Origin of the sequence: Geodermatophilus aquaeductus (assembly GCF_900182545.1) — a bacterium.
Classification (GTDB): Bacteria; Actinomycetota; Actinomycetes; order Mycobacteriales; family Geodermatophilaceae; genus Geodermatophilus; species Geodermatophilus aquaeductus.
In genome coordinates this window covers 930296-955538 of sequence record NZ_FXTJ01000001.1, presented here as the reverse complement: position 1 = coordinate 955538, position 25243 = coordinate 930296, and the positions used below count along the sequence as shown (strand labels likewise).

The following is a 25243-nucleotide window of genomic DNA, read 5'->3' as shown; positions in this document are numbered from 1 at the left end:
CTCCCTCGCGGCGGCACGGTCTGCGGCATGACATCGACAGCCACCCGCCCCCGTCCCCTCGCCCGGCTCGGCGCCGACCCGCTGCGCACCGTCCTGCGTCTGGACGCCGTCGTCACCGGCGTCAACGGCGCGGCCTACCTGGCGTCCGCCCCGCTGCTCAGCGACCTGCTCGGCGTCCCGTCCGGCGCGCTGCGCGGCCTGGGCGCCTTCCTGCTGGCCTACACGGCCGGCGTCGCCCTGGTGGCGGCCCGCCCCGTGGTCTCGGCCGGCGCCACCGAGGTCGTCGTCGGCGCCAACCTGCTGTGGGCCGCCGCCAGCGTCGCCGCCGTCGCGACCGACCGCTTCGACCTCACCACCACCGGCGCGGTCTGGGTGCTGCTCCAGGCCGCCGTCGTCGCGGGCTTCGCCGCCCTCCAGCTCACCGCCCTCCGCACCCGCTGAACCCATCGAGAAGGAGAACCGCCATGACCGCCACCCCCGACCTCGCCGAGCGCTACATCGCCGCCTGGAACGCGACCGACCCCGCCGCGCGGCGGGCGCTGGTCGAGGAGGTGTTCGCCGAGGACGTCACCTACACCGACCCGATGGCCGACGTCGCGGGCCGGGCTGCGCTCGACGCCACCATCGCCGCCGTCCACGGGATGTTCCCGGGCTTCGTGTTCCGGCTGGCCGGCCCGGCCGACGCCCACCACGACCAGCTGCGTTTCACGTGGCACCTCGGACCCGAGGGCGAGGAGGCGCCAGTCGTCGGCTCCGACGTCGCGGTGACCGACGCCGACGGCCGCATCCGCACCGTGCTCGGCTTCCTCGACCGGGTGCCCGCCAGCGCCTGAGTCGTCAGGAGCCGCCGCGCCGCCGCTGCCACCAGCGGCGGCGCGGTGGCGTGTCCGGGACGGCCTCCTCGGCGGCGGGCGGCGGGGGCGGCGGTCGGTCGCGGCGCCAGCCCTCGACCAGCGCCTCGACGTCGGCCAGACCGGGCACCGGCGACCACCGGCTCGGCTGCGGCCGGCGCCAGAAGGCCTCCACCCGGGCGTTGTAGTCCTCGGCGACGGCGCGGACGGCGGCCTCCGACGGCAGCGCGGCCACGCGGGCGGGCAGGTCGTCGCGCTCCCGGCGCAGCGCCAGCCCCGGCGGCAGCATGTCCGCCGGCTGCACGCCCTCGCGGCGCGCCTTGGCCACCGCCCAGTCGTAGGCGGTCTCGTCGGGGTCGAAGGCCGGCAGCGGCTTGCCCGCACCGGGCAGCCGGCTGAAGTCGCCGCGCTCCTGAGCCTGGCCGATCTGCCGCTCCACCCAGGTCTCGAACGACACCCCCGGCGGCTTCCGCTGGGTCAACCCCACCACCTCCTGGTCCCATGCTCCGCCTCTGGGAGGCTCACCCGCATGCGGACGACGGGCAGCCGGGAGGTCTACCGCAACCCCTGGATCCGGCTGCGCGAGGACGTCGTCGAGCGCGAGGACGGCTCCACCGGCGTCTACTCCGTCGTCGAGAAGCCCGACTTCGCGCTGGTCGTCGCGGTGGAGCGGGACGGCGTCTGGCTGGTCGAGCAGTTCCGCCACCCGGTGGCCCGCCGCGCCTGGGAGTTCCCGCAGGGCACGTGGACCACGGGCAGTACCGGCACGCCCGAGGAGCTGGCCCGCGCCGAGCTCGCCGAGGAGACCGGCCTGCGGGCCGCGCGGATGACCCACCTCGGCCACCTCGACCTCGCGCCGGGGCTGTCCACCCAGGAGTTCGACGTCTGGCTGGCCACCGACCTCACGCCCGGCCCGACCGCCCGGGAGGCGACCGAAGCCGACATGGTGGCGGCCTTCGTGACCGAGGCCGAGCTGCGGGCGATGATCCGCGACGGCCGCCTCACCGACGGCCCCTCGCTGGCCGCCTACGCCCTGCTCCTGCTCTCCCGGGACTGACCCGAGCGGCAGAAATGGCTACTTCTGCCGCCCGAGCCCTATGCCGCGCGGAGGGTGCGCAGGGCGGTGGTGACGCGGGCGAGCTCGTCGAGCATCGCCTTGCCTCCGGCCTCGAGCTCGGCGTTTGGGCACGAACTCGTCGTCCTCGTCGAGGAACTGGGCGAAGAACGGCACCGACACCGCCTCGGGGACGACGTGCACCCGCAGCGCGCCGAGCACCGGCTTGACCGCCGACGACGCGCGCAGGCCGGCGGAGACGCCGCCGTAGGTGACCAGCCCGGCCGCCTTGTCCGCCCACTCGACCGAGAGGTAGTCCAGCGCGTTCTTCAGCGACGCCGGGAAGGAGTGGTTGTACTCGGGGGTGACGAGGACGAACGCGTCGGCGCGGGAGACCGTCGCGCTCCAGTTCCTCGTGTGCTGGTGGGTGTACTGCTGCAGCCGCGGGTGGTTGGGCTCGCCGAACACCGGCAGGCCCACCTCGGCGAGGTCGACCAGCTCGACGTCGAAGCCGGCGTGCTCCTCGGCCAGGCGCTGCACCCAGCGGGCGACGGCGAGGCCGCGGCGGCCGGGACGGGTGCTGGCGGCGACCACCTGCAGGACGGGACGGGACACCGGGACCTCCGAGGACGACGGGACGACTCGTTGACTGCTCAACTGTTGGGGCGGACAACCGCTTCCCGCACCGTCGGTGATCCCCGCCGCAGCGCCGTGACCCGATCGTGCCTGGACAGCCGGACCCCGCTCGTGCCGCCGGCCGGAGGCGTCGCGCAGCGTGGCGACCTGCCCTGAACGGGTGATCCGCCTGCTCAGGAGCCTGCGCACGGCCCGCGCAGCCCCGACGCTGTCCCGGTGCCGCTCAGCGTCCCCGGCCTGCCGGACCTGCCGCCGGACCTCGCCGGTCCGGTGGCGGTGCAGCTGGCCAAGCCGGTGCGCGACCTGCCGACGGCGTCCGCGCTGCCCGGCGGCTGCCGCTACGAGCCCAAGTGGGACGGCTACCGGCTGGTCGTCGTCCGCGGCCGCGGCGGCACCCGGCTGTGGTCCAAGCAGGGCCGCGACCTGACCGACCGCTTCCCCGACGTCGCCGCGGCCGCGCTCGCCCAGGTCCCCGCCGGCACGGTCCTCGACGGCGAGGTCGTCGTCTGGAACGGCGAGCGGCTCGACTTCGGGCTGCTGCAGCGACGCATGGTCACCGCGCCCTCCCGGATGGCCGCCCTCGCCGCCGCGCACCCCGCGTCCTACGTCGCGTTCGACCTGCTCGCCGCCGGCGGTGCCGACCAGCGCCGAAGGCCGTTCCGCACCCGCCGGTCGGCGCTGGAGGACCTCGCCGAGCGGTGGGCGCCCCCGATGCAGCTGTCCCCCGTCACCGCCGATCCGGACGAGGCGCGCGGCTGGGCCGAGGACCTCCGTCCCCTGGGCATCGAGGGGCTGGTGGCCAAGGGCGCGGCCACCCGCTACGCCGGCGGCCGCCGCGAGTGGCTGAAGGTCAAGTCCTGGGAGACGACGGAGGTCCTGGCCGGCGGCGTCATCGGGCCGCTGGAGCACCCGAGCCAGCTGGTGGCCGGCCGCTACCGCGACGGCGAGCTGGTCGTCGTCGGGCGCACCAGCCCGCTCTCCCCCGCCCAGTCGGCCGAGCTGGCCGCCGTCCTGACCCCCGCCGGTCCCGACCACCCGTGGCCCGAGCGGATCGGCACCGGCCGCTTCGGCGGCGGGCGGCTGTCGGTGGCGCTCACCCGGGTGGAGCCGGTCGCCGTCGTCGAGGTCAGCGCGGACGCCGCCCTGACCGCCGGGGTGTTCCGGCACCCGCTGCGCTTCGTCCGGGTCCGCCCCGACCTCGTGCCCGGCGACGTCCCGCCGGCCGACTAGCGCTGCGGTCTCACGGGCGCTGTGGCACGCGGCCGAGCGTCACCAGGAACCGGCGCAGCAGGCAGGCCAGCTGGGCCAGCTCGTCCTCCGACAGCCCGGCCAGCAGGCCGCGCTCGGTCTCCAGGTGGTCGGGCAGTGCCGCGTCCAGGGCCTCCCGGCCGGCCACGGTCAGGGTGACGACGACGGCCCGCCCGTCGGCCTCGCTGCGCGTGCGGGTGATCAGCCCCTTCTCCTCCAGCCGGTCCAGCCGCTGGGTGATCGCGCCGGAGGTGACCAGCGCCGTCCGCATGAGCTCCGTGGGCGTGAGCTGGTAGGGCTGCCCGGCCCGGCGGAGGGCGGCGAGGACGTCGAAGGACGGCGCGTCCAGGCCGTGCCGCGCGAACGTGGCGCGCTGGGCCAGGTGGACCTCCCGCTGCAGCTGGGTGATCCGGCCGATGACCCCCATGGGCGAGCAGTCGAGGTCCGGCCGCTCCCGGGACCACTGCTCGAGGATGAGGTCGACGGCGTCCTCCACGCCGGTACCTCAGCAGTGAGAGAACGCGAGCGTCAAGCCGCGCCGCGCGCCTCGCCCGGACGCAGCAGGCCGGCGACCAGCCGCACGGTCAGCCCGGAGGGGGCGGTCACCAGGTCGACGTCGTCCCAGAGCTTGCGGGCCAGCCACAGGCCCATGCCGCCGGCGGAGAGGTCGTCGCCGTGCGCCGGCAGGAAGCCCGCGAGGGGGTCGCCGAAGGTCGTGCCGGAGTCGGAGACCGTGCAGACGACCGTCGAGCCGTCGGCCCACAGCCGCGCCGAGATCGGCCGCCGGCCGTGCCGGAAGGCGTTGGCCGCCACCTCGCTCACGCCCAGGTGGAGGTCGGCGCGCTGGTCGGCGTCGGGGACGACCGCCTCGAGGGCCCGTCGTAGTCCGCCGCGCAGCCCGGCCAGCGCGGGCGCGGCGTCGACGGCGAACACCGGCTGGCCGTCCTCGACCGGCTCCCGGACGGTGCCGAGGTCGCGCAGGACGCCCAGCGGCTCGCGGTACCCGGGGCTGCCCACCCGCACACCGCCCATCCACAACTCCGGATGGGTGTGCCGCGCGGTGTCGAGGACCTCGGCCGGCAGCCGCTCCCGGTCGTAGACGCACAGGCAGGACACCGGCGCGCCGTCCACCAGGGCGTTCGCCGCGGCCTCGTAGCGCCGGATCTCCCGCCAGCGCCGCGGGTCGGACCCGAACAGCGGCTCGGCGAGGATCCGCAGCCGGCCCGATCCCCTGGTGACGGCCACCTCGACCCGTTCCCGGATCACGGCCATCGCGTCGGGCGCGCGGGCGCCGACCAGGCAGATGCGGGCGTCGTCCTCGACCTCGCGCGCCCGCAGGCCGAGCACCCCGCGGACGGCCTCGACGGTCTCCGGTGCGCAGGCCAGGACCGACAGGTCCCCGGCCCGCAGGCCCTCGTCGAGGTAGGCGGCGGCGATCCCGACCGCCTCGCCGGGGGAGTGGACGAGTGCGGCACCGTGCACGAAGGCCGACGACGCGCGGGAACTCCGCGCGAGCGTTCCGCTCCCCTGCTCCGCCTGTCTGGCGGAGGCCTCGACCACCGGATCCACTGACCCCTCGACCGCCTGCGGACCAGGACTTCTCCGGCCCGTCGGCCCCGATTGTGGAACACGTACCCATGGGCGCGCCTCCGGGGTGCGCCTCACGTCCCCCGGGAGGTGGACCGGCTCCCCCGCGCGCCGTCGGCGGAGCCGGGTCCGGCGCCGGTGTCCACTCCGGCCAGGGCGAGGACGCGGGCCGGCGCGGACCCCTCCCGGGTGCGCACCCGGACGACCAGGCGGCGCGCGCCCGCCACCCGCAGCAGCTCGAGCGCCAGGCCGACGCCGGCGCTGGCCAGGTAGGTGACCGCGTCCAGGTCGAGGAGCACCCGCGTGCCGTCCGGGGCGCCGTCGAGGGCGCGCAGGGCCTCCGCGCGCAGGGCCGGCGTGGCGGCCAGGTCGACCTCGCCGGAGAGCGCGAGGCGCACGCTGCCGGTGCCGCGGTCCACCGCCAGGCGGGCGGGCTCGGCGTCGGCCCGCCGACCGGCGCCCCGCACGACCGGTCCGTCCGGTCCGGGACCGGCCGGGACGAAGCGGAAGTGGACGGTGGTCCCCGCGCCCTCGCTGCCGCCGTCGTCGACGGTGCGGCCGACCTCGACGTCGGTGGCCAGCGCGGAGATGAGCTCCAGCCCGCGTCCGCGGTACCCCCTGTCGGCCGGCGCGGGCCGCCACACGCCCTCGTCGCGGACGCAGACGTCGACGCTGCCGTCGGCGGCCCGCTCCAGCCGGTACTCGCAGCGGCCCTCGCCGGCGGTGGCGGCGTAGGCGTGCTCGACGGCGTTGGCCAGCGCCTCGCCGAGGGCCAGTTGCAGGTCGTCGAGGGAGTCGCCGGTCAGCCCGGCGGCCAGCGCCCAGGCGGTCACCCGGCGGCGCACCCCGCGCAGCCGGGCGGGCTCGGCGCGCAGCATCTCGTGCAGCGGCGGCGGGATCAGCCGGGCGGCGATGACCGCGACGTCGTCGGGCAGCGCCGACTCGTCGAGCACCTCGGCCAGCAGCGCGCGGGTCAGCCGGCGCGGCTCGGCGCCGCCGAGGCGCGCGGCGGCCTCGGCCACGCGGCGCAGGCCGGTGTCGAGCGACTCGCCGCGGCGCTCGACCAGCCCGTCGGTGTAGAGCAACAGCGTCGTCCCGGGCAGGACCGTGGCGGCGCCCTCGACGTAGGGCCGCCGGCCGGGCGCGCCGAGGACCGCACCCCCGCCCTCCTCGAGGAAGGTCGCCGCGCCGTCGGTGACCAGCAGCGGCGGCGGGTGGCCGGCCCGCGCCCACCGCACGGTGCCGGCGTTCCAGTCGAGCACCAGGCACGCCGCCGTCGAGGCCAGCGCGCCGGGCAGCCGGGCGGCGAAGCGGTCGAGCAGCTCGAGGGCCTCCGCCGGCGGGCTGCCCTGCAGCAGCGCCGCCGACAGCGCGCTGCGCAGCTGGCCCATGACCGCGGCCGCCGCGGGGCCCTGGCCGACGACGTCGCCGACGGCGATGGCCACCCGGCCGCCGCCCAGCTCCACGACGTCGTACCAGTCGCCGCCCGCCGAGGTGCCCGCGGCGCCGGGCAGGTACTCGGCGGCCAGCGCGAGCCGCTCCAGCCGGGGCACCGCGGCGGGCAGCAGGCTGAGCTGGAGGGTGGAGGCGATGTCCTGCTCGGCGCGGTAGAGACGGGCGCGGTCCAGCGCCGAGGCGCACTGCTCGGCGACCGCCAGCAGCATGCCGCGCTCGGCCGGCCCGAGCCGCCCGCTCTCGGGGGAGCCGACGCCGAGGACGCCGACCACCCGGCCGGCGACCTGCAGCGGCAGCGCCACGACGGACCCGGGACCGCCGTCCACCCGGTCCGGGACGTCCTCGATCCACACCGCGCGACGCCCGGTGACCGCCCGGGTGAGCGCCAGCGGCGTGCTCAGCGGGATCTCGGTGAACCGCTGCGCGTCGTCGGCCGGGGGCCCGGCGAACGCGAGCAGGCGCAGGGTGCGGCCGGTGTCGTCGAGCTCGTGGACGCCGACGCGGCTGCCGCTGCCGGTGAGCGAGAGGACGGAGGCGGCCGCCGCCTCGGCCACCTCCACCGGGGTCGTGGCGGCCGACAGCTCGGCGGTCACCCGCTGCAGCAGGCCCAGGCGCCGCGCCGCGGCCCGCTCCTCGGCGAGCAGCAGCGCGTTGTCCAGGGCGAGCGCGGCGCGGGCGGCGATCTCCTCGACCAGCGCGCGGTCGTCGTCGTGGAAGGGCGGGGCGTCGTCGCGGCGGCCCAGCGCCAGCACGGCCCGCACCCGCCCGCGGACGGTGAGCGGCACCAGCAGGGCCGAGCTGAGGTCCAGCCGGACGCCGCCATTGCCGTTGCCGTTGCCGTTGCCGTCGCCGTTGCCCGACAGGTGCGGGCGCAGCAGCGGCGCGCCGGTGTCGAGCACCTCGACGCCCAGCCCGCCGTGCGGCTGCAGCCCGGCCAGCTGCTCGGAGGTCCCCTCGACGCCCGCGCGGCCGGCGTAGCGGAGCTGCCCGTCCGGGCCGACGACCCGCGCGGTGCAGACGTCGGCCAGGCGGCGGTCGACCACCAGCTGCGCCAGGCCGGCCAGCTGCCGATCGACCTCGGTCTCGCGGTCGAGCGCCGTGCCGACCTCGGCGAGCAGCGTCTGCCGCTCGGTCTCCTGGTAGCGGGCGTTGATGTCGGTGCAGCTGCCCACCCAGCCCCCGGCACCGTCGGCGGCACCGCCGCCGATCGGGACGGCGCGCTCGAGCAGCCAGTGGAAGGCGCCGTCGGCGCGACGCAGCCGGAACTCGACCTCCCAGCCCTCCCCCGCCGCCGTCGCCGCCGCCACGGTGCCGGCGTAGCGCCGGGCGTCGTCGGGGTGCAGCCCGGCCTGCCACCCCTCGCCGAGCTCGTCCTCCGGGGACCGGCCGGTGAACGCCGTCCAGCCGGCGTTGAGGAACTCGCGCCGGCCGGAGCCGTCGGCCACCCAGATCAGGGCCGGCGCGAGGTCGGCCATCGTGGTGAACCGCTCCTCGGCCTCGCGGCGGGCGCGGCCGAGCTGCAGGTGGGCGTCGACGCGGGCGAGCAGCTCCTGGGCGGAGAAGGGCTTGACCAGGTAGTCGTCGGCGCCGGCGGCCAGCCCCTCGACGGCGGCCTCCTGGCCGGCGCGGGCCGAGAGCAGGACGACGGGGACCCGGGACGTGCGGGGGTCCGCGCGCAGGGCGGCGAGCAGCTGCATGCCGTCCAGCCGCGGCATCATGACGTCGCTGACGACGAGGTCGGGCGGGTCGGCCAGGGCCGCCTCCAGGGCCGCCTGCCCGTCGGCGACCGCGCGGACCTCGTGCACCGGTGCGAGCAGCCGCACCACGTAGTCGCGCATGTCGCCGTTGTCGTCGGCCACCAGTACCCGGCCGGCGCGGCTGCCCTGCGAGCCGGGCGCGGACGCGGGGACGTCGTCGGCCGCCGACGGCAGCCAGCGCAGCGCCTCGGCGACGAACGGCGTGGCCCCGGGCGAGATCGCCGGCGCCTCGCCGGCCGCGGGGGCCAGCCGGTCGGCGGGCAGGTGCGCGGTGCCCAGGGGCACGGTGACGGTGAAGGTGGTCCCGACGTCGGGCGTGCTGTCCACCTCGACCGTGCCGCCGTGCAGGGCCACCAGCTCGCGGACCATCGCCAGCCCGATGCCGCTGCCCTCCCCGGAGCGCGCCCGGGCGCCGGAGACGCGGGTGAAGCGCTCGAACAGCCGGGGCAGCTCGGCGGCGGGGATGCCGGTGCCGGTGTCGGCGACGCTGAGGACCGCGGCGCCGTCGTCCTGCCGCAGCCGCACGGTGATGCCGCCCGCGAAGGTGAACTTCAGGGCGTTGGAGAGCAGGTTGAGGACGACCTTCTCCCACATGTCCCGGTCGACGTGGACCGGCCCGGACAGGGGCGGGCAGTCGACGGTCAGCCGCAGGCCGGCCCGGTCGACGGCGGAGCGGAAGACGCTGGCCAGTTCGGCGGTGGTCGCGGCCAGGTCGACCGGCTCGAAGCGCGCGTCGATGCGGCCGGCCTGGATGCGCGAGAAGTCGAGCAGCGTGTTGACCAGCTTCTGCAGCCGCAGCGCGTTGCGCTCGACCACCTCGAGCTCCTCGGCCACCCGCGGGTCGGCCGTGGCCGCCGCGGAGGCCCGCAGCTCGGCTACCGGGCCCATGATCAGCGTCAGCGGGGTGCGGAACTCGTGGCTGACGTTGCTGAAGAAGTCGGTCTTGGCGCGGTCGAGCTCGGCGAGGGCCTCGGCGCGGCGGCGCTCGGCCGCGTGGCTGCCGGCGTTGGCCAGCCCGGAGGCGATCTGGCCGGCGACCAGCTCGAGGAAGCCGGTGTAGGCCTCGTCGCGCGCGCGGTGCGGGTTGAGCCCCACGACCAGGAAGCCGGCGACCGCGGCGGCGTCGGCGACCGGGGAGGCGACCGGCACCGCGAGCGCCTGCGACGGCGGACGGTCCCAGGCGCCGGTGGGCAGGCCGGGGATCCCCCCGAGGTCGACGACGGCCTGCTCGCCGGCGCGCAGCCGCGACAGCGGCCACACCGTGTCGTCGGTCAGCGTCTCCGGCGCGGCCGGGGCGCCCGGGGTGAGGCCGGTCGTGGTGCCCAGCCGGGCGGTGCCGTCGTCGTCGACGAGGTAGGTGGCCGAGAAGGGCAGGTCGGCGTCGTTGCGGGCCAGCTGCTGCCCGACGGCGGCCAGGACCTCGTCCTCGGTCCGCGTCCCGGCGATCGCGGTCGCGAGGTCGCGCAGGCAGGCCATGCGCCGCTCGGCGAGCACCCGGTCGGTGTTCTCGGTGACGACGCAGAGCATCCCGGCGGTGCGGCCGTCGTCGTCGGCGACCGGGCTGTAGGAGAAGGTGTGGTAGGTCTCCTCCGGGTAGCCGCTGCGCTCCAGGAACAGCAGCAGGTCCTCGTCCCAGGTGGCGGTCCCGGTGGCCAGGACCGACTCGATCCGCGGGCCGACGGCGTCCCAGATCTCCGCCCACACCTGCGACGCCGGACGTCCGAGCGCCCACGGGTGCTTGCCCTGCAGCGTGTCCCGTTGGTAGGCGTCGTTGTAGAGGAACGACAGCTCCGGGCCCCAGGCGGCCCACATCGGGAACCGCGAGGTCAGGACGATGCGCACCAGGTTGCGCAGGGCCGGGGGCCACCGGTCGGCCGGTCCGAGCGGGGTGTCCGCCCAGTCGCGGGCGGCCATCTCCCGGCCCACCTCGCCGCCGCCGGCGAACAACGAGACGGCCGCACCCCCCGTCACCGTGCCACCACGGCAGGCAGCCTAGGCGCTGCTCCCCGGGCGCGCCGCGCCCCGTCCGGCCAGCGCGTCGAGGGCCGGGCGGTCCAGGCCGGTGGCCGCGGTGACCTCGGCCGCGTCGACGGCGCCGCAGTCCAGCCCGCGCAGCACCACCCCGGCCAGCGCCCGCGCGGTGGCCGGCTCGTCGAGGACCCCGGCGTCGGCCCGCTCGACGTAGGCCGTCAGCCGCGCGGCCGCCGCCGGCAGGGCGCCCCGGAAGAACGCGTAGGTGGCCACGTAGCGGGTGACCAGCTGGGCGGGGTGGAGGTCCCAGCCCTGGTAGAGGCCGCGCTCGAGCGCCCGCCGGACCAGCCCGGCGTGCACCCGCCAGCCGGTGTGCACCTGCTCGCGCGGGCCGACGGGCAGCAGGTTCGTGGAGCCGTCGACCGCCCGCGCGCCCGTGCCCGCGACGGCGACCTGCATGAGCTGCTTGGCGAGGTCGAGCGCCGGGTGGTCGGAGGACTGGTGCGCGGCCGCGATGCCCAACGCCGCGCTGTAGTCGTAGGTGCCGTGGTGCAGCCCGGTCAGCCGCGGGCCGGCCGCGTGCACCATGCGGGCCAGCGTCACCGCACCGTCGGCGCCGAGCACCGCCTGCGGCGTCTCCACCTGCAGCTCCAGGTCCAGCGCGACGCCGTGGGCGTCCTCCAGCGCGTCGAGGACGGGGAGGAAGGCACGCACCTGCTCGACGTCGGTGACCTTGGGCAGGGTGACGACCGCCGTCTTTGCGCGGACGGAGGAGAGGAAGAGGTCGAGGGAGCGGACGCCGCGGCGGCGGGTGGGGCCCTCGAGCGACTTGGCGCGGATCCCGACCGACGGCGGGGCCGTGCCGGCGGCGAGGTCGGCGGCGACCGCCTCCGCCGCGCGCACGACGTCGCCGTCCTCGGCCTCCGGCCGGCCGCGGTAGCCGTCCTCGGCGTCGACCCGCAGGTCCTCGACCGGCTCGTCGGCGAGCTTGGCGCGCACCCGCGGCAGCACCTGAGCCAGCAGACCGGCGTCGTACCCGAGGTCGGGCAGGCCGTGTTCGTCGAGGGCGGCCAGCGCGGCGGCGCCCCAGGCGGCGGCCAGCCCGGGGACGACGGCGTCGGCGGGGACGTAGCAGGTGTGCACCGGCTGCCGGCCGGGCCGCTCGCCCGGGTACGCGGCGGTGCGCGCGGCGTCGACGGGGGCCAGCCGCCGGTCGAGCTCGGCGTAGACGTCCTCCCCCAGGGTCATGGCGCAGCTCGGGTTGGCTCGGCCCTCGTGCAGGGTCCCGCCGCGAGCTCGCGAGTGGTGGGGGGCACGGGGGTCCTTCAATCGATCAGCTCGTACGCCGGCAGCGTCAGGAAGTCGGGGAAGTCCTGCGCGAGCGCGACCTGCTCGAACAGCCGGCGGGCGTCGTCGAGGTGCGGCAGGTCGCCGATGCCCTCGACCTCCTCGGCCACGACCCGGCGGACCAGGTCCTCCGTCACCGTCTCGCCGGTGTCGAGCTCGACGCCGGCGTGCACCCACTGCCACACCTGCGAGCGGCTGATCTCGGCGGTGGCGGCGTCCTCCATGAGGCCGTGGATGCCGACAGCGCCGTTGCCGCCCAGCCACGCGGCCAGGTAGCGGATGGCCACCTCGACGTTGGCCCGCAGCCCGGTGAGCGTGCGCCCGCCCGGGACCCCGGCGACGTCGAGCAGCTGGGCCGCGGTCACCGACACCTCGGGCCGCTGCCGGTCGAGCTGGTTGGGCCGCCCGCCCAGGACGGCGTCGAAGGCCTCGCGGCAGACGGGGACGAGGTCCGGGTGGGCCACCCAGGAGCCGTCGAAGCCGTCGCCGGCCTCGCGGGTCTTGTCCTCGCGGACCTTCGCCACCGCGCGCTCGTTGGCCTCGGCGTCCTTCCGGCTGGGGATGGCCGCGGCCATGCCGCCGATGGCCATGGCGCCGCGGCGGTGGCAGACGGCGACGAGCTGGTCGGTGTAGGCCCGCATCATCGGCGCGGTCATCGTGACCGCCGCCCGGTCGGGGAGCACGAACTCCGGCCCGGCCTCGCGGAAGACCTTGATGACGCTGAACAGGTAGTCCCAGCGGCCGGCGTTGAGGCCGGTGGCGTGGCTGCCCAGCGCGTGCAGCATCTCCTCCATCTCGAAGGCGGCCGGGATGGTCTCGATCAGCATCGTGGCGCGGATCGAGCCCTCGGGGATCCCGAGGACCTGCTCGGCGTGGTCGAACACGACCTTCCACAGCCCGGCCTCGAGGTGGCCCTCCATCTTCGGGAGGTAGAAGTACGGGCCGCTGCCGCGCTCGAGCTGCTCGGCGGCGTTGTGGAACAGGTACAGCCCGGCGTCGACCAGCGCGCCCACCGCCGGCTGCCCGTCGACCAGCAGGTGCCGCTCGGGCAGGTGCCAGCCGCGCGGGCGCGGGACGATCGTGGGCAGGTCGCCGTCCTCGCGCAGCCGGTACTCCCGGCCCTCGGGGGTGGTGAACGCCAGCTGACGGCGGACGGCGTCGCGCAGGACCTGCTGCCCGGTGACGACGTTGCGCCAGTGCGGGGTGTTGGCGTCCTCGAGGTCGGCGAGCCAGACGTCGGCGCCGCAGTTGAGCGCGTTGACCGCCATCTTCGGCTCCGTGGGGCCGGTGATCTCCACGCGGCGGTCGACGAGCCCGGGCGGCGGCGGGGGGACCTGCCAGTCGCCGTCGCGGACGTCGGCGGTCTCGGGGCGGAAGTCGAGCCACCGGGCGGTGGCGATCTCGGCCCGCCGGGTGGCCCGGGCGGCCAGCAGGGCGTCGCGCTGGGCCCCGAAGCGGCGCTGCAGGTCGGCGACGAACTCCAGCGCCTCCGGGGTGAGGACCTCCCCGCCCCGCTCGACGTCGGGGCCCTCCACGCGCACGTCCGTCATCGGTCGTCCCCTCTGCCTGCCCGGATGAGCTGCCATCCTGTCACCGTGTCCCGCCTCGACGAGTTCAACAGCGAGCCCGCCGACGCCGCCGTCGAGGCGCTGCGCGGCTGCAACGCCGCCCCCCGCTTCGCCGCCGAGCTGGTCGCCGGCCGCCCGTTCCCCGACGCCGGCACGCTGGTCCGCCGCGCCGGGGAGGTCGCCCGCGCCCTGCCCTGGGACGAGGTGCAGATGGCCCTGGTGGCGCATCCGCGGATCGGCGACCGGGTGGAGGGCTCCTCGGCCGAGGCGCAGGCCTCCCGCCGCGAGCAGGGCTCGATGGGCGGCGCCGACGACGACACCCGCGCCGCGATCGTCGAGGGCAACCGCGCCTACGAGGAGCGCTTCGGGCACGTCTACCTGATCCGCGCGGCCGGTCGCTCCCCCGACGAGATGCTCGCCGAGCTGCGCCGCCGGCTGGACAACGACGAGGAGGCCGAGCGGGCCGAGGTGGTCGAGCAGCTGGCGCAGATCACCGAGCTCCGGGTGGAGGGGCTCGTCTCGTGAGCGTGTCCACGCACGTGCTCGACGCCGTCGACGGGCGCCCGGCCGCGGGGATCGCCATCCGCCTGCTCGCGGGGGACTCCCTGCTGGCCGAGGGCGTGACCGACGACGACGGCCGCTGCCGGCTGACCGAGGAGGCCACGCCGGCCGGGCCGCACCGGCTGGTCTTCGCCACCGGCGCCTGGTTCACCGCACGCGGGACGACGGCGTTCTGGCCGGAGGTCACGCTGACGTTCACCGTGGCCGAGCCCGCCGCCCACCACCACGTGCCGCTGCTGCTCTCCCCGTTCGCCTACTCCACCTACCGCGGCAGCTGACCGGGCGCGCCGCGGTGGAGGTCGAGCTCGTCGGGGTGCCGTTCGACGGCTACGGCCGGCCCGGCAACCAGGCCCTCGCCGCGGCCGCCCTGCGCCGGGCCGGGCTCGCCGCGGCGCTCGGCTCCCCCGCCCGCGACACCCTGCTGGACCTCCCGGAGCCCGTCGCGGAGCGGGGTCCCGCCGGCGGCCTGCTCAACGAGGCGGCCCTGGTGTCGGCCACGGACCAGCTCGCCGCGCGGGTCGCCGCGGCCGTCGCCGCCGGCCGCCTCCCGGTCGTCCACGGCGGCGACTGCGCCCTGCTCCTCGGGACGGTCGCCGGCCTGCGGGAGGCGGCCGGGACCGCGGGCCTGGTGTTCGTCGACGGCCACGAGGACGCGGTGCCGCTGGACGTCTCCGAGGACGGCGAGGCGGCCAACACCGAGATCGGGCTGCTGCTCGGGCTCACCGGCCGGCTGCTCACCGGTCCGCTCGCCCGCCGTCGCGGCGCGCTCGACCCGGCGGCCCTGGCGGTGCTCGGCCCCCGCGACCGCGACTGGCGGGCATCGTTCGCCGTCGGCTCGCTGCGGGACGCCGGCGTCTGGCTGCGCGACGCCGGCGAGGTGGCCGCCGCCCCGCGCGCGGCCGGGCGGGAGGCGGCGGGGCACGTGGCCGCCGCGTCGGCCCGGTGGTGGCTGCACGTCGACCTCGACGTCCTGGACCCCGTCGTCTTCCCGGCGCAGGGGCTGCCCGGCGTCCCGGACGACCCCGGCGGCCTGGGCTGGGCGGACCTGACCGGCCTGCTGCTGGGCGCGCTCGAGGTGCCCGGCTGCGCCGGCTGGAGCGTGGCGATCTACGACCCCGAGCAGGACCCGGACGGCGGCTGCGCCGAGGACGTGGTCCGGCTGGCCGGGCAACTGGCCGCCGCGCTCCCCTGACCCGCCGGTTCCACGTGCAACACCGGCGCAACCCGCGTGGGGCAGGCTGCGCGGCATGGCGATCGTGCTCGGACCCAACCAGTACGGGAAGGCGGAGGTCCGCGTCGTCGCGGTCGACCGCAGCAGGGCCTCCCACGAGCTGGTCGACCTCAACGTCAGCAGCAGCCTGCGCGGGGACTTCGCGGCGGCGCACACCGACGGCGACAACGCGCACGTCCTCACCACCGACGCGCAGAAGAACACCGTCTTCGCCTTCGCCCGCGACGGCGTCGGCTCCCCGGAGGCGTTCGGACTGCGCCTGGCGCGGCACTTCGCCGGCTCCTACGACTGGATCACCGGTGCCCGGGTGGCCGTGGAGTCCTACGGCTGGGAGCGGATCGCCGTCGGCGGGCAGCCGCACATGCACGCCTTCCGCCGCCCCGGCGGGGAGGTCCGGACGGCGGTGGTCACCGCTGACGGGAACGACCTCCACGTGCTCGCCGGGCTCACCGACCTCGTCGTCCTCAAGACCACCGGCTCGGAGTTCTGGGGCTTCCCGCGCGACCGCTACACGACGCTGGCCGAGACCCGCGACCGCGTCCTGGCCACCGCGGTCACCGCCCGCTGGCGCTACACCTCGCTCGACCTCGACTGGGACGCGGTGTACGACGGCGTCCGGACGACGCTGGTGGAGACCTTCGCCGCCACGCACTCCCTCGCCCTGCAGCAGACGCTGTACGCGATGGGCGAGGCGGTGCTCGAGCGGTTCGGCGACGTCGCCGAGGTGCGGATGTCGATGCCGAACCGGCACCACTTCCTGCAGGACCTCTCGGCGTACGGCCTGTCCAACACCCCGGGCGAGGACGACGTGCTCGTCTACCACGCCGACGACCGGCCCTACGGCCTCATCGAGGGCGCCGTGCTGCGCGACGACGTCCCGCCCGCGGAGGTCGCGTGGCTGGGCACCCCGGGCTCCTGCTGACCGACCTCAGGAGCGCGGCGCCGCCGCCCGCCGGCCCCACGCGACGAGCACGGCCAGGACGAGCAGCGCGGCGGACGGGAGCGGGCTCGCCTCCAGCACTGCCACGTTGGTGACCGTCGCCCCGACCATGAGCAGTGCCAGCCCACCGGCGGCGGCGACGGCGAGGCGGGGCACCAGGACCCCGACCGCACCGGCGACCTCGCAGGTCCCGACCAGGAAGCGCAGCCACTGACCGGCCCCCACGTCGGCGAACATCTCGACCATGGCGGGGTCGCCGGCCAGCTTCGCCAGGCCGGCCCCGGCGAAGACCGCCGCGAGCAGCGCCTGGCCGGCCCAGAGGGCGGCGGTGGCGGCGCGGCCGCCGGCGGAGGTCCGGGGGATCGAGGTGCTGGTCATGTCGCCCTCCCGAGCGTTGTCAACCGAATGGTTGAGCAACCGTAGCCAGCGGCTGCCTCGGTCGTCAACCAGACGGTTGAACACGACCCTGCCCACCGTCCCCGGGGCGGCCGCTGGCACCATCGGCCGGCGTGGGCGACGAGCGCGAGGTCCTGACCTACGACCTGTTCGGGACGGCGGCGCGCGAGCTGGCGCAGCAGGTGGCCGACGACGGCTTCGAGCCCGACCTCATCCTGTCGATCGCCCGCGGCGGGCTGTTCCTCGGCGGGGCGCTGGGCTACGCGCTCGACGTCAAGAACCTGTTCGTGATGAACGTCGAGTTCTACACCGGCGTCGACGAGCGGCTGGACCTGCCGGTGGTGCTCCCGCCGACGCTGGACGCCGTCGACCTGACCGGGGCGAACGTGCTGGTCGCCGACGACGTCGCCGACACCGGCAGGACACTGGAGCTGGTGCGCGACTTCTGCGCCGGCTACGTGTCGGCGGTGCGGACGGCCGTCGTCTACGAGAAGTCCCGGTCCCTGGTCACGTGCGACTACGTGTGGCGTCGCACCGACGCCTGGATCGACTTCCCGTGGTCGTCCCAGCCCCCGGTACGCACCCGCAGCGCCCGCCCCGCGCACTGAGCGCCCCGGTCGCCGCCGCGCCGCAGCCGGTCCTGGCCCTGACCCTCTGAGCCGGCTACCCGCGCGTCGACACCGTCACCGTGTACCGGCGGTCGCTCGCGGCGGCACGGGTCGGGCCGACGAGCCGCCGCAGCGCCGCCCGGTGCGGCAGCCGGTTGTTGTAGACCGTCCACAGCTCGCCGCCGGGCCGCAGCAGCCGCGCGGCGGCGGTGAACAGCCGGTCGGCGGCCGCCGTCACCACGGCCGCGCCCAGGTGGAACGGCGGGTTGCAGACGACGAGGTCCGCGCCGGCGTCGGGCAGGGTCGAGGCGGCGTCGTCGCGCAGGACCCGCACCCGGTCGAGCCCGGCGCGCGCCAGCGTGGCCCGCGCCGAGCTCACCGCGGCGGCCGACTGGTCGGTGGCCGTCACCGTCAGGTCGGGCCGCGCGCGGGCGAGGGCGGCGGCCAGCACGCCGGTGCCGCAGCCCAGGTCGATCGCGATGCGGGCGCCGGGGGCGGCGGTGTCGAGGGCGCCGAGCAGCAGCCGGGTGCCGTCGTCGACGCGGGTGCCGGCGAAGGCCGCACCGTGCGCGCAGACGTCGAGGTCCAGGGCGTCGTCGTGCCGGCAGCGCGGGAAGGAGGGCCGCACGTCCGGCCGCGGCCCGCGGGCCACCAGCACCCGCGACTTCTGCCGCGCCAGGGTGGCCGAGACCTCGGTGAACCCGGCCCGCAGCACGTCGTTCATGCCGAGGGTCATGTGCTTGATCCGGCCGCCGACCAGCACGGTCACCCCCGGGTCGGCGGTCGCGGCGGCCAGCTCGGTGAGCTCGCGCAGCGCGTCGAGGGCCCGGGGCGCGCGGGCCAGCACGAGGGTCGCGCCGTCGAACAGCCCGGTGTCCAGGGGCGCGGAGCGGTAGGTGCCGGCCAGGCCGCAGCGCCCGGCGTTGAGCTCGAGCGCCCGCTCGCCGACCAGCAGGTCCTGCGACACCCGCACGTCGCGCGCCCCGGCCGCGACCGCGCCGAGGGTGAGCGCGCCGTACGCGTCGTCGACGACGACCACCCGCTGCTCCGGCAGCCGCTCGGCGGTGTCGAGCAGCAGCCGGTCGGTGGCGTCGACGGCGACCAGGTCCGGCGCCTCGACGTCGGGCTCCCGGCGCAGCCGGTCCAGGACCTCAGCGGCAGAGATGGCCATCTCTGCCGCTCAGGGGCGGGGCGTGGCGGCGACGAACGCGGCCACGACGCGACCCAGCTCCGGGCCGACGTCCTCCTGCAGGAAGTGCCCACCCCCGCGCAGGGTCGTGTGCGGCACGCCCCGCGCCCCGGGCACGACCCGCTGGAACACACGGTCACCGCCGCCGGTGATGGGGTCGCCGTCGGAGAACGCGGTGAGGAAGGGCCTGTCCCAACGGGCGAGCACCTCCCAGGCGGCGCGGTTGGCGGCCGCGGCGGGGTCGTCGGGCGCCGTCGGCACCAGCGCGGGGAAGACGCGGGCGCCGGCCTTCGACGCCTCGTCGGGGAACGGCGCGTCGTAGGCGGCGACCACCTCGGGCGGCAGGCCGGTGACCGTCCCGTTGGACACGATCCGGCCGACGTCGAAGGCGGGCGCGGTGGTGGCGAACCGCTGCCAGGCGAGGAACGCCTCGCTCATCGGGGCGTCGCCGGTGGGCAGGCCGGTGTTGGCGACCACGACACGGGCGAACCGGTCGGGGTGCTCGGCCACCAGCCGCAGGCCGATCAGCCCGCCCCAGTCCTGGCCGACCAGCGTGACGTCGACCAGGCCGAGGCCCTCGAACAGCGTCTGCCGCATCCACTCGACGTGCGCCGCGTAGCTGTAGACGGCCGGGTCGGTGGGTTTGTCCGAGCGGCCGAAGCCCACCAGGTCGGGCGCGACGACGCGCAGCCCGGCGGCGGTGAGCTCCGGGACGACCCGGCGCCAGAGGAAGGACCACGACGGCTCGCCGTGCAGCAGGAGCACGACCTCGCCGTCGGCCGGGCCGGTGTCGACGACCGCGACCCGCAGCATCGTGCCGTCACCGCCGTCGAAGGTGACGTACGTGGGCGGGTACGGGAAGTCCGGCAGCGCGGCGAACCGCTCCTCCGGCGTGCGGACGACGTCCATGCAGACCCCTCAGGCAAAGGAAGCTCTACGCACGTCCCGGCGCCCAGGACGTGCGTAGAGCTTCCTATGCCGCGGGGCTCAGACGCCGGGGTCGAACACGACGAGGACGACCTCGGTGTGCCCGGTGCGCGCCGAGCAGACCTCCTCGTAGGTCGGGTCGGGCGTGTAGCCGCCCGCGTAGCCGGCGGCGGTGGAGTGGACGCTCGGCACCTGCCGGAACACCTTCTCGACGCCCCAGAAGCAGCCCGCGCCGAAGACGGCGTCTGCATCCCCTCGGGGAACGGCGGCTGGATGCGGTTGCCGTTCACCGCCTGGGTCTCGGGGACGTGCGGGAGGGGATCGGGCCGACCCGGCAGCGCGTCGTCCCGGGACACCGGCCGGGTCCTGTACCGGGAGAACAACATGATCCGAGCCCAGGTGCGCCGCGCCACCCGCCGGGCCGCCCCGGTCGCGCCGGCGGCAGGATCGGTCCCGCACCCCACCCGACGACGCAGGGAGCGCCCCGTGCCCATCACCGCCCGAGAGTGGCACCTGGCCGCCCGTCCCCACGGCGAGCCGACCCCCGAGGACTTCGCACTGGTCGAGGTCGAGCACCCCGACCCCGCCGAGGGACAGGTGGTGGTGCGGATGGTCGCCATGTCGGTGGACCCCTACATGCGCGGGCGGATGCGGCTGGGCCCGTCCTACGCGGCGCCGTGGGAGGTCGGCGAGGTCATGAAGGGCGGCGCGGTCGGCCGGGTGGTCGAGTCGCGCTCCCCCGACGTCCCCGAGGGCGCGCTGGTCCTCACCGACGCCGCCTGGCGCGACGTCGCCGTCCTCGACGCCCGCGCGGTCCGGCAGCTGCCGCCGAACGAGGACCTGCCGCTCACCTACTCCCTCGGCATCCTGGGCATGCCCGGGCAGACCGCCTATGCCGGCCTGTTCCGGGTCGCCCCCTTCCGCGAGGGCGACGCCGTCTTCGTGTCCGGCGCGGCCGGGGCGGTGGGCAGCGCGGTCGGCCAGTTCGCGAAGCTGCGCGGTGCCTCGGCGGTCGTCGGCAGCGCCGGCAGCCCGGAGAAGGTGGCCTGGCTGCGCGAGATCGGCTTCACCGCCGCCTTCGACTACCACGACGGGAAGGTGAAGGACCTGCTCGCGCAGGCCGCGCCCGACGGCATCGACGTCTTCTTCGACAACGTCGGCGGCGAGCACCTCGACGCCGCGCTGGGGGCGCTGCACGTGCACGGCCGGGCGGTGATCTGCGGCTCCATCTCGAACTACAACGCCACCGAGGCGGTGCCCGGCCCGAAGAACTTCAGCTCCCTGATGATCTCCAAGCGGCTGGCGGTGAGCGGCCTGCTCGTGGGCGACCACAACGACCTGCGGCAGGAGTTCACCGAGACGGTGTCCGGGTGGATCCGCTCGGGCCAGCTGGTCGTGCGGGAGACCGTCTACGAGGGTCTCGACAACGCCGTCCCCGCCTTCCTCGACCTCCTGAAGGGCGCCAACACCGGGAAGATGGTCGTCCGCCTGGCGCCCGACCCCGACTGAGGCGGTTGCGAGCGGCGGGTGCCGGGAAGGGCCTGGGCATGTGGCTCTTCCTCACCCGGCGCCTGCGCGTCTGGCTCATCCTGACCGTCCTCGTCCCCCTGGCCACCGGGCTGCTGCGGCGGGTCGGGACCGCGCTCGAGCGGCGCGGCGGGTCCACGCCGGTCAGCCGGGCGCTGCTGCAGGCCGGTGACCTCGGCGACCGGGCACGCGCCCGGCTGCGCGGGGGCAGGCGCCGCCGCCGGTGACGACCGCCGCCCGGGTCCCCGCCCTCGACCACACCCCCGCGACCGCGCCCACCCGCGCGGTCGCGGTCTTCGCGCACGGCGGCACCGTGGCCAGCGTGGAACCCCCGCGGGAGCGGGCGCTGTCGCTGGTGCGCATGCGCGCGATCCAGGAGGCGGTGTCCCGCGCCGCCGCCGGCCGCGGCGTGGAGGCCTACGTCGTCCGTTACCGCGTGGCCGGCTGGAACGGCGCGGCCGCCGACGCGCACGCCGACGTCCGCTGGGCGCTGGACCAGGTGCGCGAGCGGCACGGGGACGTCCCGGTGGTACTCGTCGGGCACTCGATGGGCGGCCGGGCGGTCCTGCGGGCCGGCGACGACCCGTCGGTGACCGCCGTCTGCGGGCTGGCGCCGTGGACGCCGCCCGGCGAGCCGGTCGCCCACCTGCGCGGGCGCACCGTCGTCCTGGCGCACGGCCGCGGCGACCGGTGGGTGCCCGCACGGCTGTCGGAGGAGTACGCCGTCCGGGCGCACCGGGCCGGCGTGCGGGTCGCCCGGTTCACGCTGCCCGGCGGGCACGGGATGGTGCGCGCGGTCGGCCGGTGGCACGCGCTGGTCCGCGACGTCGTCCTGGCCGGTGCCGGCCTCGCCCCGGAGGCCCGAGACGTCCGCGCCGCCCTGGACGCGCCGCCCCCGGAGGGGCTCGCCGTGGCGCTGTGAGTCCCGCTACCCTCCCCGCCGTGACTGCCGGGTCGGCCTCGCGCCGCGCACGGATCGGGTCCCCGGCCGCCGGGTGAGCCCGCGGCGGGCCCGGAGCCCGCCCTCGTCGTCCTGTCCCCGCCCCCTCCCCCGCACCTCCCCTGGACAGGACTCACGTGCCCCACCCCCTCGGCGCCGAGCTGCGCCGCATCCACGACACCCTCCGCGCCGACCTGCGCGCCCTCCGCACCGCCGCGTCCGGCGGCGCGCCTCCGGACGCTCGCCGCACGCTGCCCGCCCACTGCCTGGCGTTCTGCGCCGCGCTGACCGCCCACCACACCGGCGAGGACGCCGGCGCCTTCCCCGCGCTGGCGCAGCGGTTCCCCGAGCTGGAACCGGTGCTCGAGAAGATGGCCGAGGACCACGTGTGGATCTCCGGCATCCTCGCCCGCGTCGAGGAGCTGGCCGGCGAGCTCGCGGCCTCGGGCACCTCGCCGCGGCTGGCCGGGGAGCTCGAGGGCCTCGCGGCGATCGTCGAGTCGCACTTCTCCTTCGAGGAGCGCCGGATCACCGCCGCCCTGGACCGGCTTCCCGGCGTGGCCCCCCTGCAGGATCCCCCCGCGAGCGTGCGAGCGGTGGGGGGCAGGGGGGTCCTCACTCAGGAGAACAGCGCGCTGTAGCCGTTGAGCGCGGGCTGTCCGCCGAGGTGGGCGTAGAGCACGGTCGACGACGGGTCGATCTCGCCGCGGCCGACCAGGTCGATCGTGGCGGCCATCGACTTCCCCTCGTACACGGGGTCGGTGACCATGCCCTCGGTGCGGGCGGCGGTCTCCATCGCGCGGATCGTCGCGGCGTCGGGGATGCCGTAGACGCCGCCGTGGAAGCGCTCGTCGAGCTCGACGTCGTCGAGGGTCAGCTCGCGCTGCACCCCGATGGCGCGGGCGGTGCGCTGGGCGATGCGCAGCACCTGGTCGCGGGTCTCGGCGGGCTTGGCGGAGGCGTCGACGCCCAGCACCCGCCGCGGCCGGGCGCCCTGCTCCTCCAGCAGCGCGAACCCGGCGACCATCCCGGCCTGCGTGGATCCGGTGACCGAGCAGACGACGACGGTGTCGAAGAAGACGCCCAGCTCGGCCTCCTGCTGCGCCACCTCCAGCGCCCAGTTGGCGAAGCCGTGCCCGCCGAGCGGGTGGTCGCTGGCACCGGCCGGGATGGCGTACGGCTTGCCTCCGCGCGCCTCGATCTCGGCGAGCGCGGTCTCCCAGCTCTCCTTGAACCCGATGCCGAAGCCGGCCTTGACCAGCCGCACGTCGGCCCCGGCCAGCCGGCTGACCAGGATGTTGCCGACCTTGTCGTAGACGGCGTCGGGCCAGTCCACCCAGCTCTCCTGCACCAGCACGCACGACAGCCCGACGTGCGCGGCGACGGCGGCCACCTGCCGGGTGTGGTTGCTCTGCACGCCACCGATGGACACGAGCGTGTCGCAGCCCCGGGCGAGCGCATCGGCGACGAGGTACTCGAGCTTGCGGGTCTTGTTGCCTCCGTAGGCGATCCCGGAGTTGCAGTCCTCCCGCTTGGCCCACACCGCGGCCCCGCCCAGGTGCGCGGTCAGCCGGTCCAGCCGGTGCACCGGCGAGGGCCCGAACAGCAGCGGGGTGCGGGGGAAGTCAGCCAGCGTCGTCATCGGTCTCCTCCAGTCCGGACAGCAGCGCCGTCCAGATCTCGGTGGTCGTGGCGACGGCGGCGTCGACGTCCCCGGCCGCGCAGGCGGCGATCAGGCGGTCGTGCAGCGCGACCGACTCCCGGCCGTGCGCCGCGGCGAAGCGGGCCCGCTCCAGCCGGCGGATGGTGGGCGTGAACCGCTCGACGGTCGCCGTCAGCGCGGTGTTGCCGGCGCGGGCGAGCAGGACGGCGTGCAGGTCGTCGTCGGCGTCGAGCGCGGCGTCGAGGTCACCGGCGTCGACCGCGGCGGCGAACCGCGCGTTGGCCACGCCCATGGCGACGACGTCGTCGGCCGTCGTCCGCCCGGCGCCCTCGCGCGCGGCGAGCTCGTGCATCGCCCGGACCACGACGGCGGCGTCGCGCACCTGCCGCGGCCGCAGCGGCGTGACGCGGGTGTGGCTCTGCGGCTTGGCCTCGACCAGCCCCTCGTCGACCAGCCGGGCCAGCGCGGCGCGCACCGGGGCCACCGACAGGCCGAGGCGGGCGGCGAGGTCGGCGTCCTTGACCACCGAGCCGGGCGGGAGCTCGCCGCTGACGATCGCCGTCCGGATGCGGACCAGCGCCTGGTCGCGCAGCAGCACCCGGCCGACGGGGACGAGCGGTGCGGTCACAACTGACATCTCAGATGTCAGCGGTAGATCCGTCAAGCCCTCTCAGGCAGCACGGGGGCGGGTGTTCCGCATGGTGACGAGAGCGGTGGCGCACAGCTCCTCCCGCCCCCCGGACACGGCGAACACGTCGACGGCAGCGACCGTCAGGGTGGTGCCGGGACGCACGACCCGGCCGCGGGCGACGAGGGCCTCCCCGCGGGCCTCGCTGAGGAACTTGACCGTGTAGTCCGCGGTGGCCGCCGTCGCACCGGCCGGCAGCAGGGTGACGCCGGCACTGACGCCGGTGAAGTCCGCCAGCGCCGCGATCGGGTTGGCCTGGAACGCCCCCGGCGCGTGCGAGTGCTCGGGCCGCCACCCCAGCCGGGTCACGGCACGGCCGTCGGCGAGCTCCTCGAAGGCGAAGCCGAGGGCTGCGGCCGCCGGCAGCCGCAGGACAGCTTCGGCGACGTCCCTGCGCAGGCCGTCCTCTGTCGTCGTCATGCCGTGCCCTCCTGCGCCGTTGCGGTGGGGGTGGAACCGGCCAGGGCACGCCAGGCCCCCTCGGCCAGGTCGCGGGCCGCTTCCCGGGGTGGGATCCGCGATCGGCCCTGCAGCCACTGGCGCGCCAGCTCCTGGGCCGGTCCCAGCCACAGGGCGTGGGTCACGGGGAACGGGAGGCGCCGGAGCTCGCCGCGCTCGGCCCGGGCGCGCAGCCAGCCGCCGACGTCCTCGACGTAGCGGCGGTTGTCCTCGCCGAACCGCGGCTCGGCGGCGAGGAGGACGTCGTCGGGGAGCTCGCCGTACAGCAGGCGCGCGAGGTCGGCATGGTCCTCCACCCAGCCCGACTGGTCCTCGATGACGCCCCGGATGCCCGCCTCCGCGGAGCCCGCGGCGGCCAGGACCCGCCGCACGCCGTCCTGGCACTGCCCCATGCCGTCGAGGACGAGCCGCGCCGCGAGGTGCGCCCGGGACGGGAAGTGGTGGTAGAGGCTGCCGTTGGAGATCCCCGCCGCGCGCCGGACCTCCTCCATCGAGGTCCCGGCGTAGCCACGTTCGGCGAACAGTCGCAGCCCGGCGATGGCGATGCGGTCGGGCGTGACCTGCTGGGCAGCCGTCATGGAGAGCCACTCTAGAGAGACTCTCCACCGACGTCACCCCCCGGACGCGTCCGGATCGGTGC

28 protein-coding genes are annotated in these 25243 nt (G+C 76.5%); 13 read left to right on the top strand and 15 right to left on the bottom strand.

What is annotated here, in order from left to right; all coding sequences use genetic code 11:
- Positions 1-27 precede the first annotated feature (27 nt).
- Both FN207_RS04685 and FN207_RS04680 read left to right on the top strand, forming a co-directional pair.
- The gene (locus FN207_RS04685) at positions 28-441 is read left to right on the top strand and encodes a hypothetical protein (RefSeq protein ID WP_142457107.1); all 414 of its coding nucleotides are present in this window, start codon (positions 28-30) and stop codon (positions 439-441) included.
- Between the two features lie 23 nt (positions 442-464).
- On the top strand, positions 465-833 hold the full coding sequence (locus FN207_RS04680; RefSeq protein ID WP_142457106.1) for a nuclear transport factor 2 family protein: 369 nt from the start codon (positions 465-467) through the stop codon (positions 831-833).
- A gap of 4 nt (positions 834-837) precedes the next feature.
- On the opposite strand, the gene FN207_RS04675 is transcribed toward FN207_RS04680, so the two are convergent.
- Positions 838-1332 (bottom strand): DnaJ family domain-containing protein, encoded by a 495-nt coding sequence (locus FN207_RS04675; RefSeq protein ID WP_142457105.1) that lies wholly within the window; start codon positions 1330-1332, stop codon positions 838-840.
- A gap of 48 nt (positions 1333-1380) precedes the next feature.
- Between FN207_RS04675 and FN207_RS04670 the strand changes: the two genes are divergently transcribed.
- A complete protein-coding gene (locus FN207_RS04670) occupies positions 1381-1908 on the top strand; it encodes an NUDIX domain-containing protein (protein ID WP_142457104.1) in 528 nt (175 codons plus the stop codon).
- An 18-nt stretch (positions 1909-1926) separates the two neighbouring features.
- On the opposite strand, the gene FN207_RS04665 is transcribed toward FN207_RS04670, so the two are convergent.
- Positions 1927-2520, bottom strand: a complete 594-nt coding sequence (locus FN207_RS04665) for an NADPH-dependent FMN reductase (protein ID WP_221888025.1) — start codon at positions 2518-2520, stop codon at positions 1927-1929.
- A gap of 237 nt (positions 2521-2757) precedes the next feature.
- On the opposite strand from FN207_RS04665, the gene FN207_RS04660 reads away from it, so the two are divergent.
- Positions 2758-3771, top strand: a complete 1014-nt coding sequence (locus FN207_RS04660) for an ATP-dependent DNA ligase (RefSeq protein WP_142457103.1) — start codon at positions 2758-2760, stop codon at positions 3769-3771.
- Positions 3772-3781: 10 nt separating this feature from the next.
- Here FN207_RS04660 and FN207_RS04655 read toward each other — a convergent pair whose 3' ends face one another.
- The 5 genes from FN207_RS04655 to aceB form a co-directional block, all read right to left on the bottom strand.
- On the bottom strand, positions 3782-4285 hold the full coding sequence (locus tag FN207_RS04655) for a MarR family winged helix-turn-helix transcriptional regulator (RefSeq protein ID WP_110909298.1): 504 nt from the start codon (positions 4283-4285) through the stop codon (positions 3782-3784).
- Positions 4286-4317: 32 nt separating this feature from the next.
- Entirely contained in the window at positions 4318-5271 is a 954-nt protein-coding gene (locus FN207_RS04650; protein ID WP_185938155.1) for a sensor histidine kinase, read from the bottom strand.
- A 179-nt stretch (positions 5272-5450) separates the two neighbouring features.
- Positions 5451-10559 carry a SpoIIE family protein phosphatase gene (locus FN207_RS04645; protein WP_142457101.1) on the bottom strand — a complete coding sequence of 1703 codons (5109 nt, stop codon included), beginning with the start codon at positions 10557-10559 and terminating at the stop codon, positions 5451-5453.
- Between the two features lie 21 nt (positions 10560-10580).
- On the bottom strand, positions 10581-11807 hold the full coding sequence (locus FN207_RS04640) for a DUF6986 family protein (RefSeq protein ID WP_142457100.1): 1227 nt from the start codon (positions 11805-11807) through the stop codon (positions 10581-10583).
- A 77-nt stretch (positions 11808-11884) separates the two neighbouring features.
- Positions 11885-13456 carry a malate synthase A gene (gene aceB / locus FN207_RS04635; RefSeq protein WP_142457099.1) on the bottom strand — a complete coding sequence of 524 codons (1572 nt, stop codon included), beginning with the start codon at positions 13454-13456 and terminating at the stop codon, positions 11885-11887.
- 45 nt (positions 13457-13501) lie between these two features.
- Between aceB and uraD the strand changes: the two genes are divergently transcribed.
- Genes uraD through pucL form a run of 4 tightly spaced genes read left to right on the top strand, consistent with a single transcriptional unit; the run spans position 13502 to position 16188 of the window.
- Entirely contained in the window at positions 13502-13999 is a 498-nt protein-coding gene (gene uraD, locus FN207_RS04630; RefSeq protein ID WP_221888024.1) for a 2-oxo-4-hydroxy-4-carboxy-5-ureidoimidazoline decarboxylase, read from the top strand.
- Entirely contained in the window at positions 13996-14313 is a 318-nt protein-coding gene (gene uraH, locus FN207_RS04625; RefSeq protein ID WP_142457097.1) for a hydroxyisourate hydrolase, read from the top strand. Before uraD ends, uraH begins: the two co-directional genes overlap by 4 nt.
- A gap of 14 nt (positions 14314-14327) precedes the next feature.
- The gene (locus FN207_RS04620) at positions 14328-15227 is read left to right on the top strand and encodes an arginase family protein (RefSeq protein ID WP_142457096.1); all 900 of its coding nucleotides are present in this window, start codon (positions 14328-14330) and stop codon (positions 15225-15227) included.
- Positions 15228-15282: 55 nt separating this feature from the next.
- Positions 15283-16188, top strand: a complete 906-nt coding sequence (pucL, locus tag FN207_RS04615; protein ID WP_142457095.1) for a factor-independent urate hydroxylase — start codon at positions 15283-15285, stop codon at positions 16186-16188.
- A 6-nt stretch (positions 16189-16194) separates the two neighbouring features.
- Here the strand turns inward: pucL and FN207_RS04610 are convergent, their stop codons facing one another.
- Entirely contained in the window at positions 16195-16584 is a 390-nt protein-coding gene (locus FN207_RS04610) for a DoxX family protein (protein WP_142457094.1), read from the bottom strand.
- Positions 16585-16715: 131 nt separating this feature from the next.
- Here FN207_RS04610 and FN207_RS04605 point away from each other — a divergent pair, with 131 nt between their 5' ends.
- Positions 16716-17210: a phosphoribosyltransferase gene (locus FN207_RS04605; RefSeq protein WP_142457093.1), complete on the top strand. Its 495-nt coding sequence runs from the start codon at positions 16716-16718 to the stop codon at positions 17208-17210.
- 55 nt (positions 17211-17265) lie between these two features.
- Here FN207_RS04605 and FN207_RS04600 read toward each other — a convergent pair whose 3' ends face one another.
- The 3 genes from FN207_RS04600 to FN207_RS26850 form a co-directional block, all read right to left on the bottom strand.
- Positions 17266-18381: a class I SAM-dependent methyltransferase gene (locus tag FN207_RS04600; RefSeq protein WP_142457092.1), complete on the bottom strand. Its 1116-nt coding sequence runs from the start codon at positions 18379-18381 to the stop codon at positions 17266-17268.
- Between the two features lie 9 nt (positions 18382-18390).
- Entirely contained in the window at positions 18391-19308 is a 918-nt protein-coding gene (locus tag FN207_RS04595) for a haloalkane dehalogenase (RefSeq protein ID WP_142457091.1), read from the bottom strand.
- Positions 19309-19386: 78 nt separating this feature from the next.
- A complete protein-coding gene (locus tag FN207_RS26850; RefSeq protein WP_246065759.1) occupies positions 19387-19518 on the bottom strand; it encodes a peptide-methionine (S)-S-oxide reductase in 132 nt (43 codons plus the stop codon).
- 294 nt (positions 19519-19812) lie between these two features.
- Between FN207_RS26850 and FN207_RS04585 the strand changes: the two genes are divergently transcribed.
- The 4 genes from FN207_RS04585 to FN207_RS04570 all read left to right on the top strand — a co-directional run bounded on the left by FN207_RS04585 (position 19813) and on the right by FN207_RS04570 (position 22434).
- On the top strand, positions 19813-20835 hold the full coding sequence (locus tag FN207_RS04585) for an NADP-dependent oxidoreductase (protein ID WP_221888023.1): 1023 nt from the start codon (positions 19813-19815) through the stop codon (positions 20833-20835).
- A gap of 5 nt (positions 20836-20840) precedes the next feature.
- Positions 20841-21080, top strand: coding sequence for a hypothetical protein (locus FN207_RS04580; protein WP_246065758.1), 240 nt, complete (start codon positions 20841-20843; stop codon positions 21078-21080).
- Positions 21077-21775, top strand: coding sequence for a serine aminopeptidase domain-containing protein (locus FN207_RS04575; RefSeq protein ID WP_142457088.1), 699 nt, complete (start codon positions 21077-21079; stop codon positions 21773-21775). Before FN207_RS04580 ends, FN207_RS04575 begins: the two co-directional genes overlap by 4 nt.
- Positions 21776-21930: 155 nt before the next feature.
- The gene (locus tag FN207_RS04570; RefSeq protein WP_221888022.1) at positions 21931-22434 is read left to right on the top strand and encodes a hemerythrin domain-containing protein; all 504 of its coding nucleotides are present in this window, start codon (positions 21931-21933) and stop codon (positions 22432-22434) included.
- On the opposite strand, the gene FN207_RS04565 is transcribed toward FN207_RS04570, so the two are convergent.
- Genes FN207_RS04565 through FN207_RS04550 form a run of 4 tightly spaced genes read right to left on the bottom strand, consistent with a single transcriptional unit; the run spans position 22413 to position 25181 of the window.
- On the bottom strand, positions 22413-23435 hold the full coding sequence (locus tag FN207_RS04565; RefSeq protein ID WP_142457086.1) for a 1-aminocyclopropane-1-carboxylate deaminase: 1023 nt from the start codon (positions 23433-23435) through the stop codon (positions 22413-22415). The genes FN207_RS04570 and FN207_RS04565 overlap by 22 nt on opposite strands.
- Complete coding sequence (locus FN207_RS04560) at positions 23419-24084, bottom strand: GntR family transcriptional regulator (protein WP_425459841.1); 666 nt, start codon at positions 24082-24084, stop codon at positions 23419-23421. Before FN207_RS04560 ends, FN207_RS04565 begins: the two co-directional genes overlap by 17 nt.
- Before the next feature lie 42 nt (positions 24085-24126).
- Complete coding sequence (locus tag FN207_RS04555; protein ID WP_142457084.1) at positions 24127-24564, bottom strand: PaaI family thioesterase; 438 nt, start codon at positions 24562-24564, stop codon at positions 24127-24129.
- A complete protein-coding gene (locus FN207_RS04550; RefSeq protein ID WP_142457083.1) occupies positions 24561-25181 on the bottom strand; it encodes a TetR/AcrR family transcriptional regulator in 621 nt (206 codons plus the stop codon). The genes FN207_RS04555 and FN207_RS04550 overlap by 4 nt, the downstream gene beginning before the upstream one ends.
- Positions 25182-25243 lie beyond the last annotated feature (62 nt).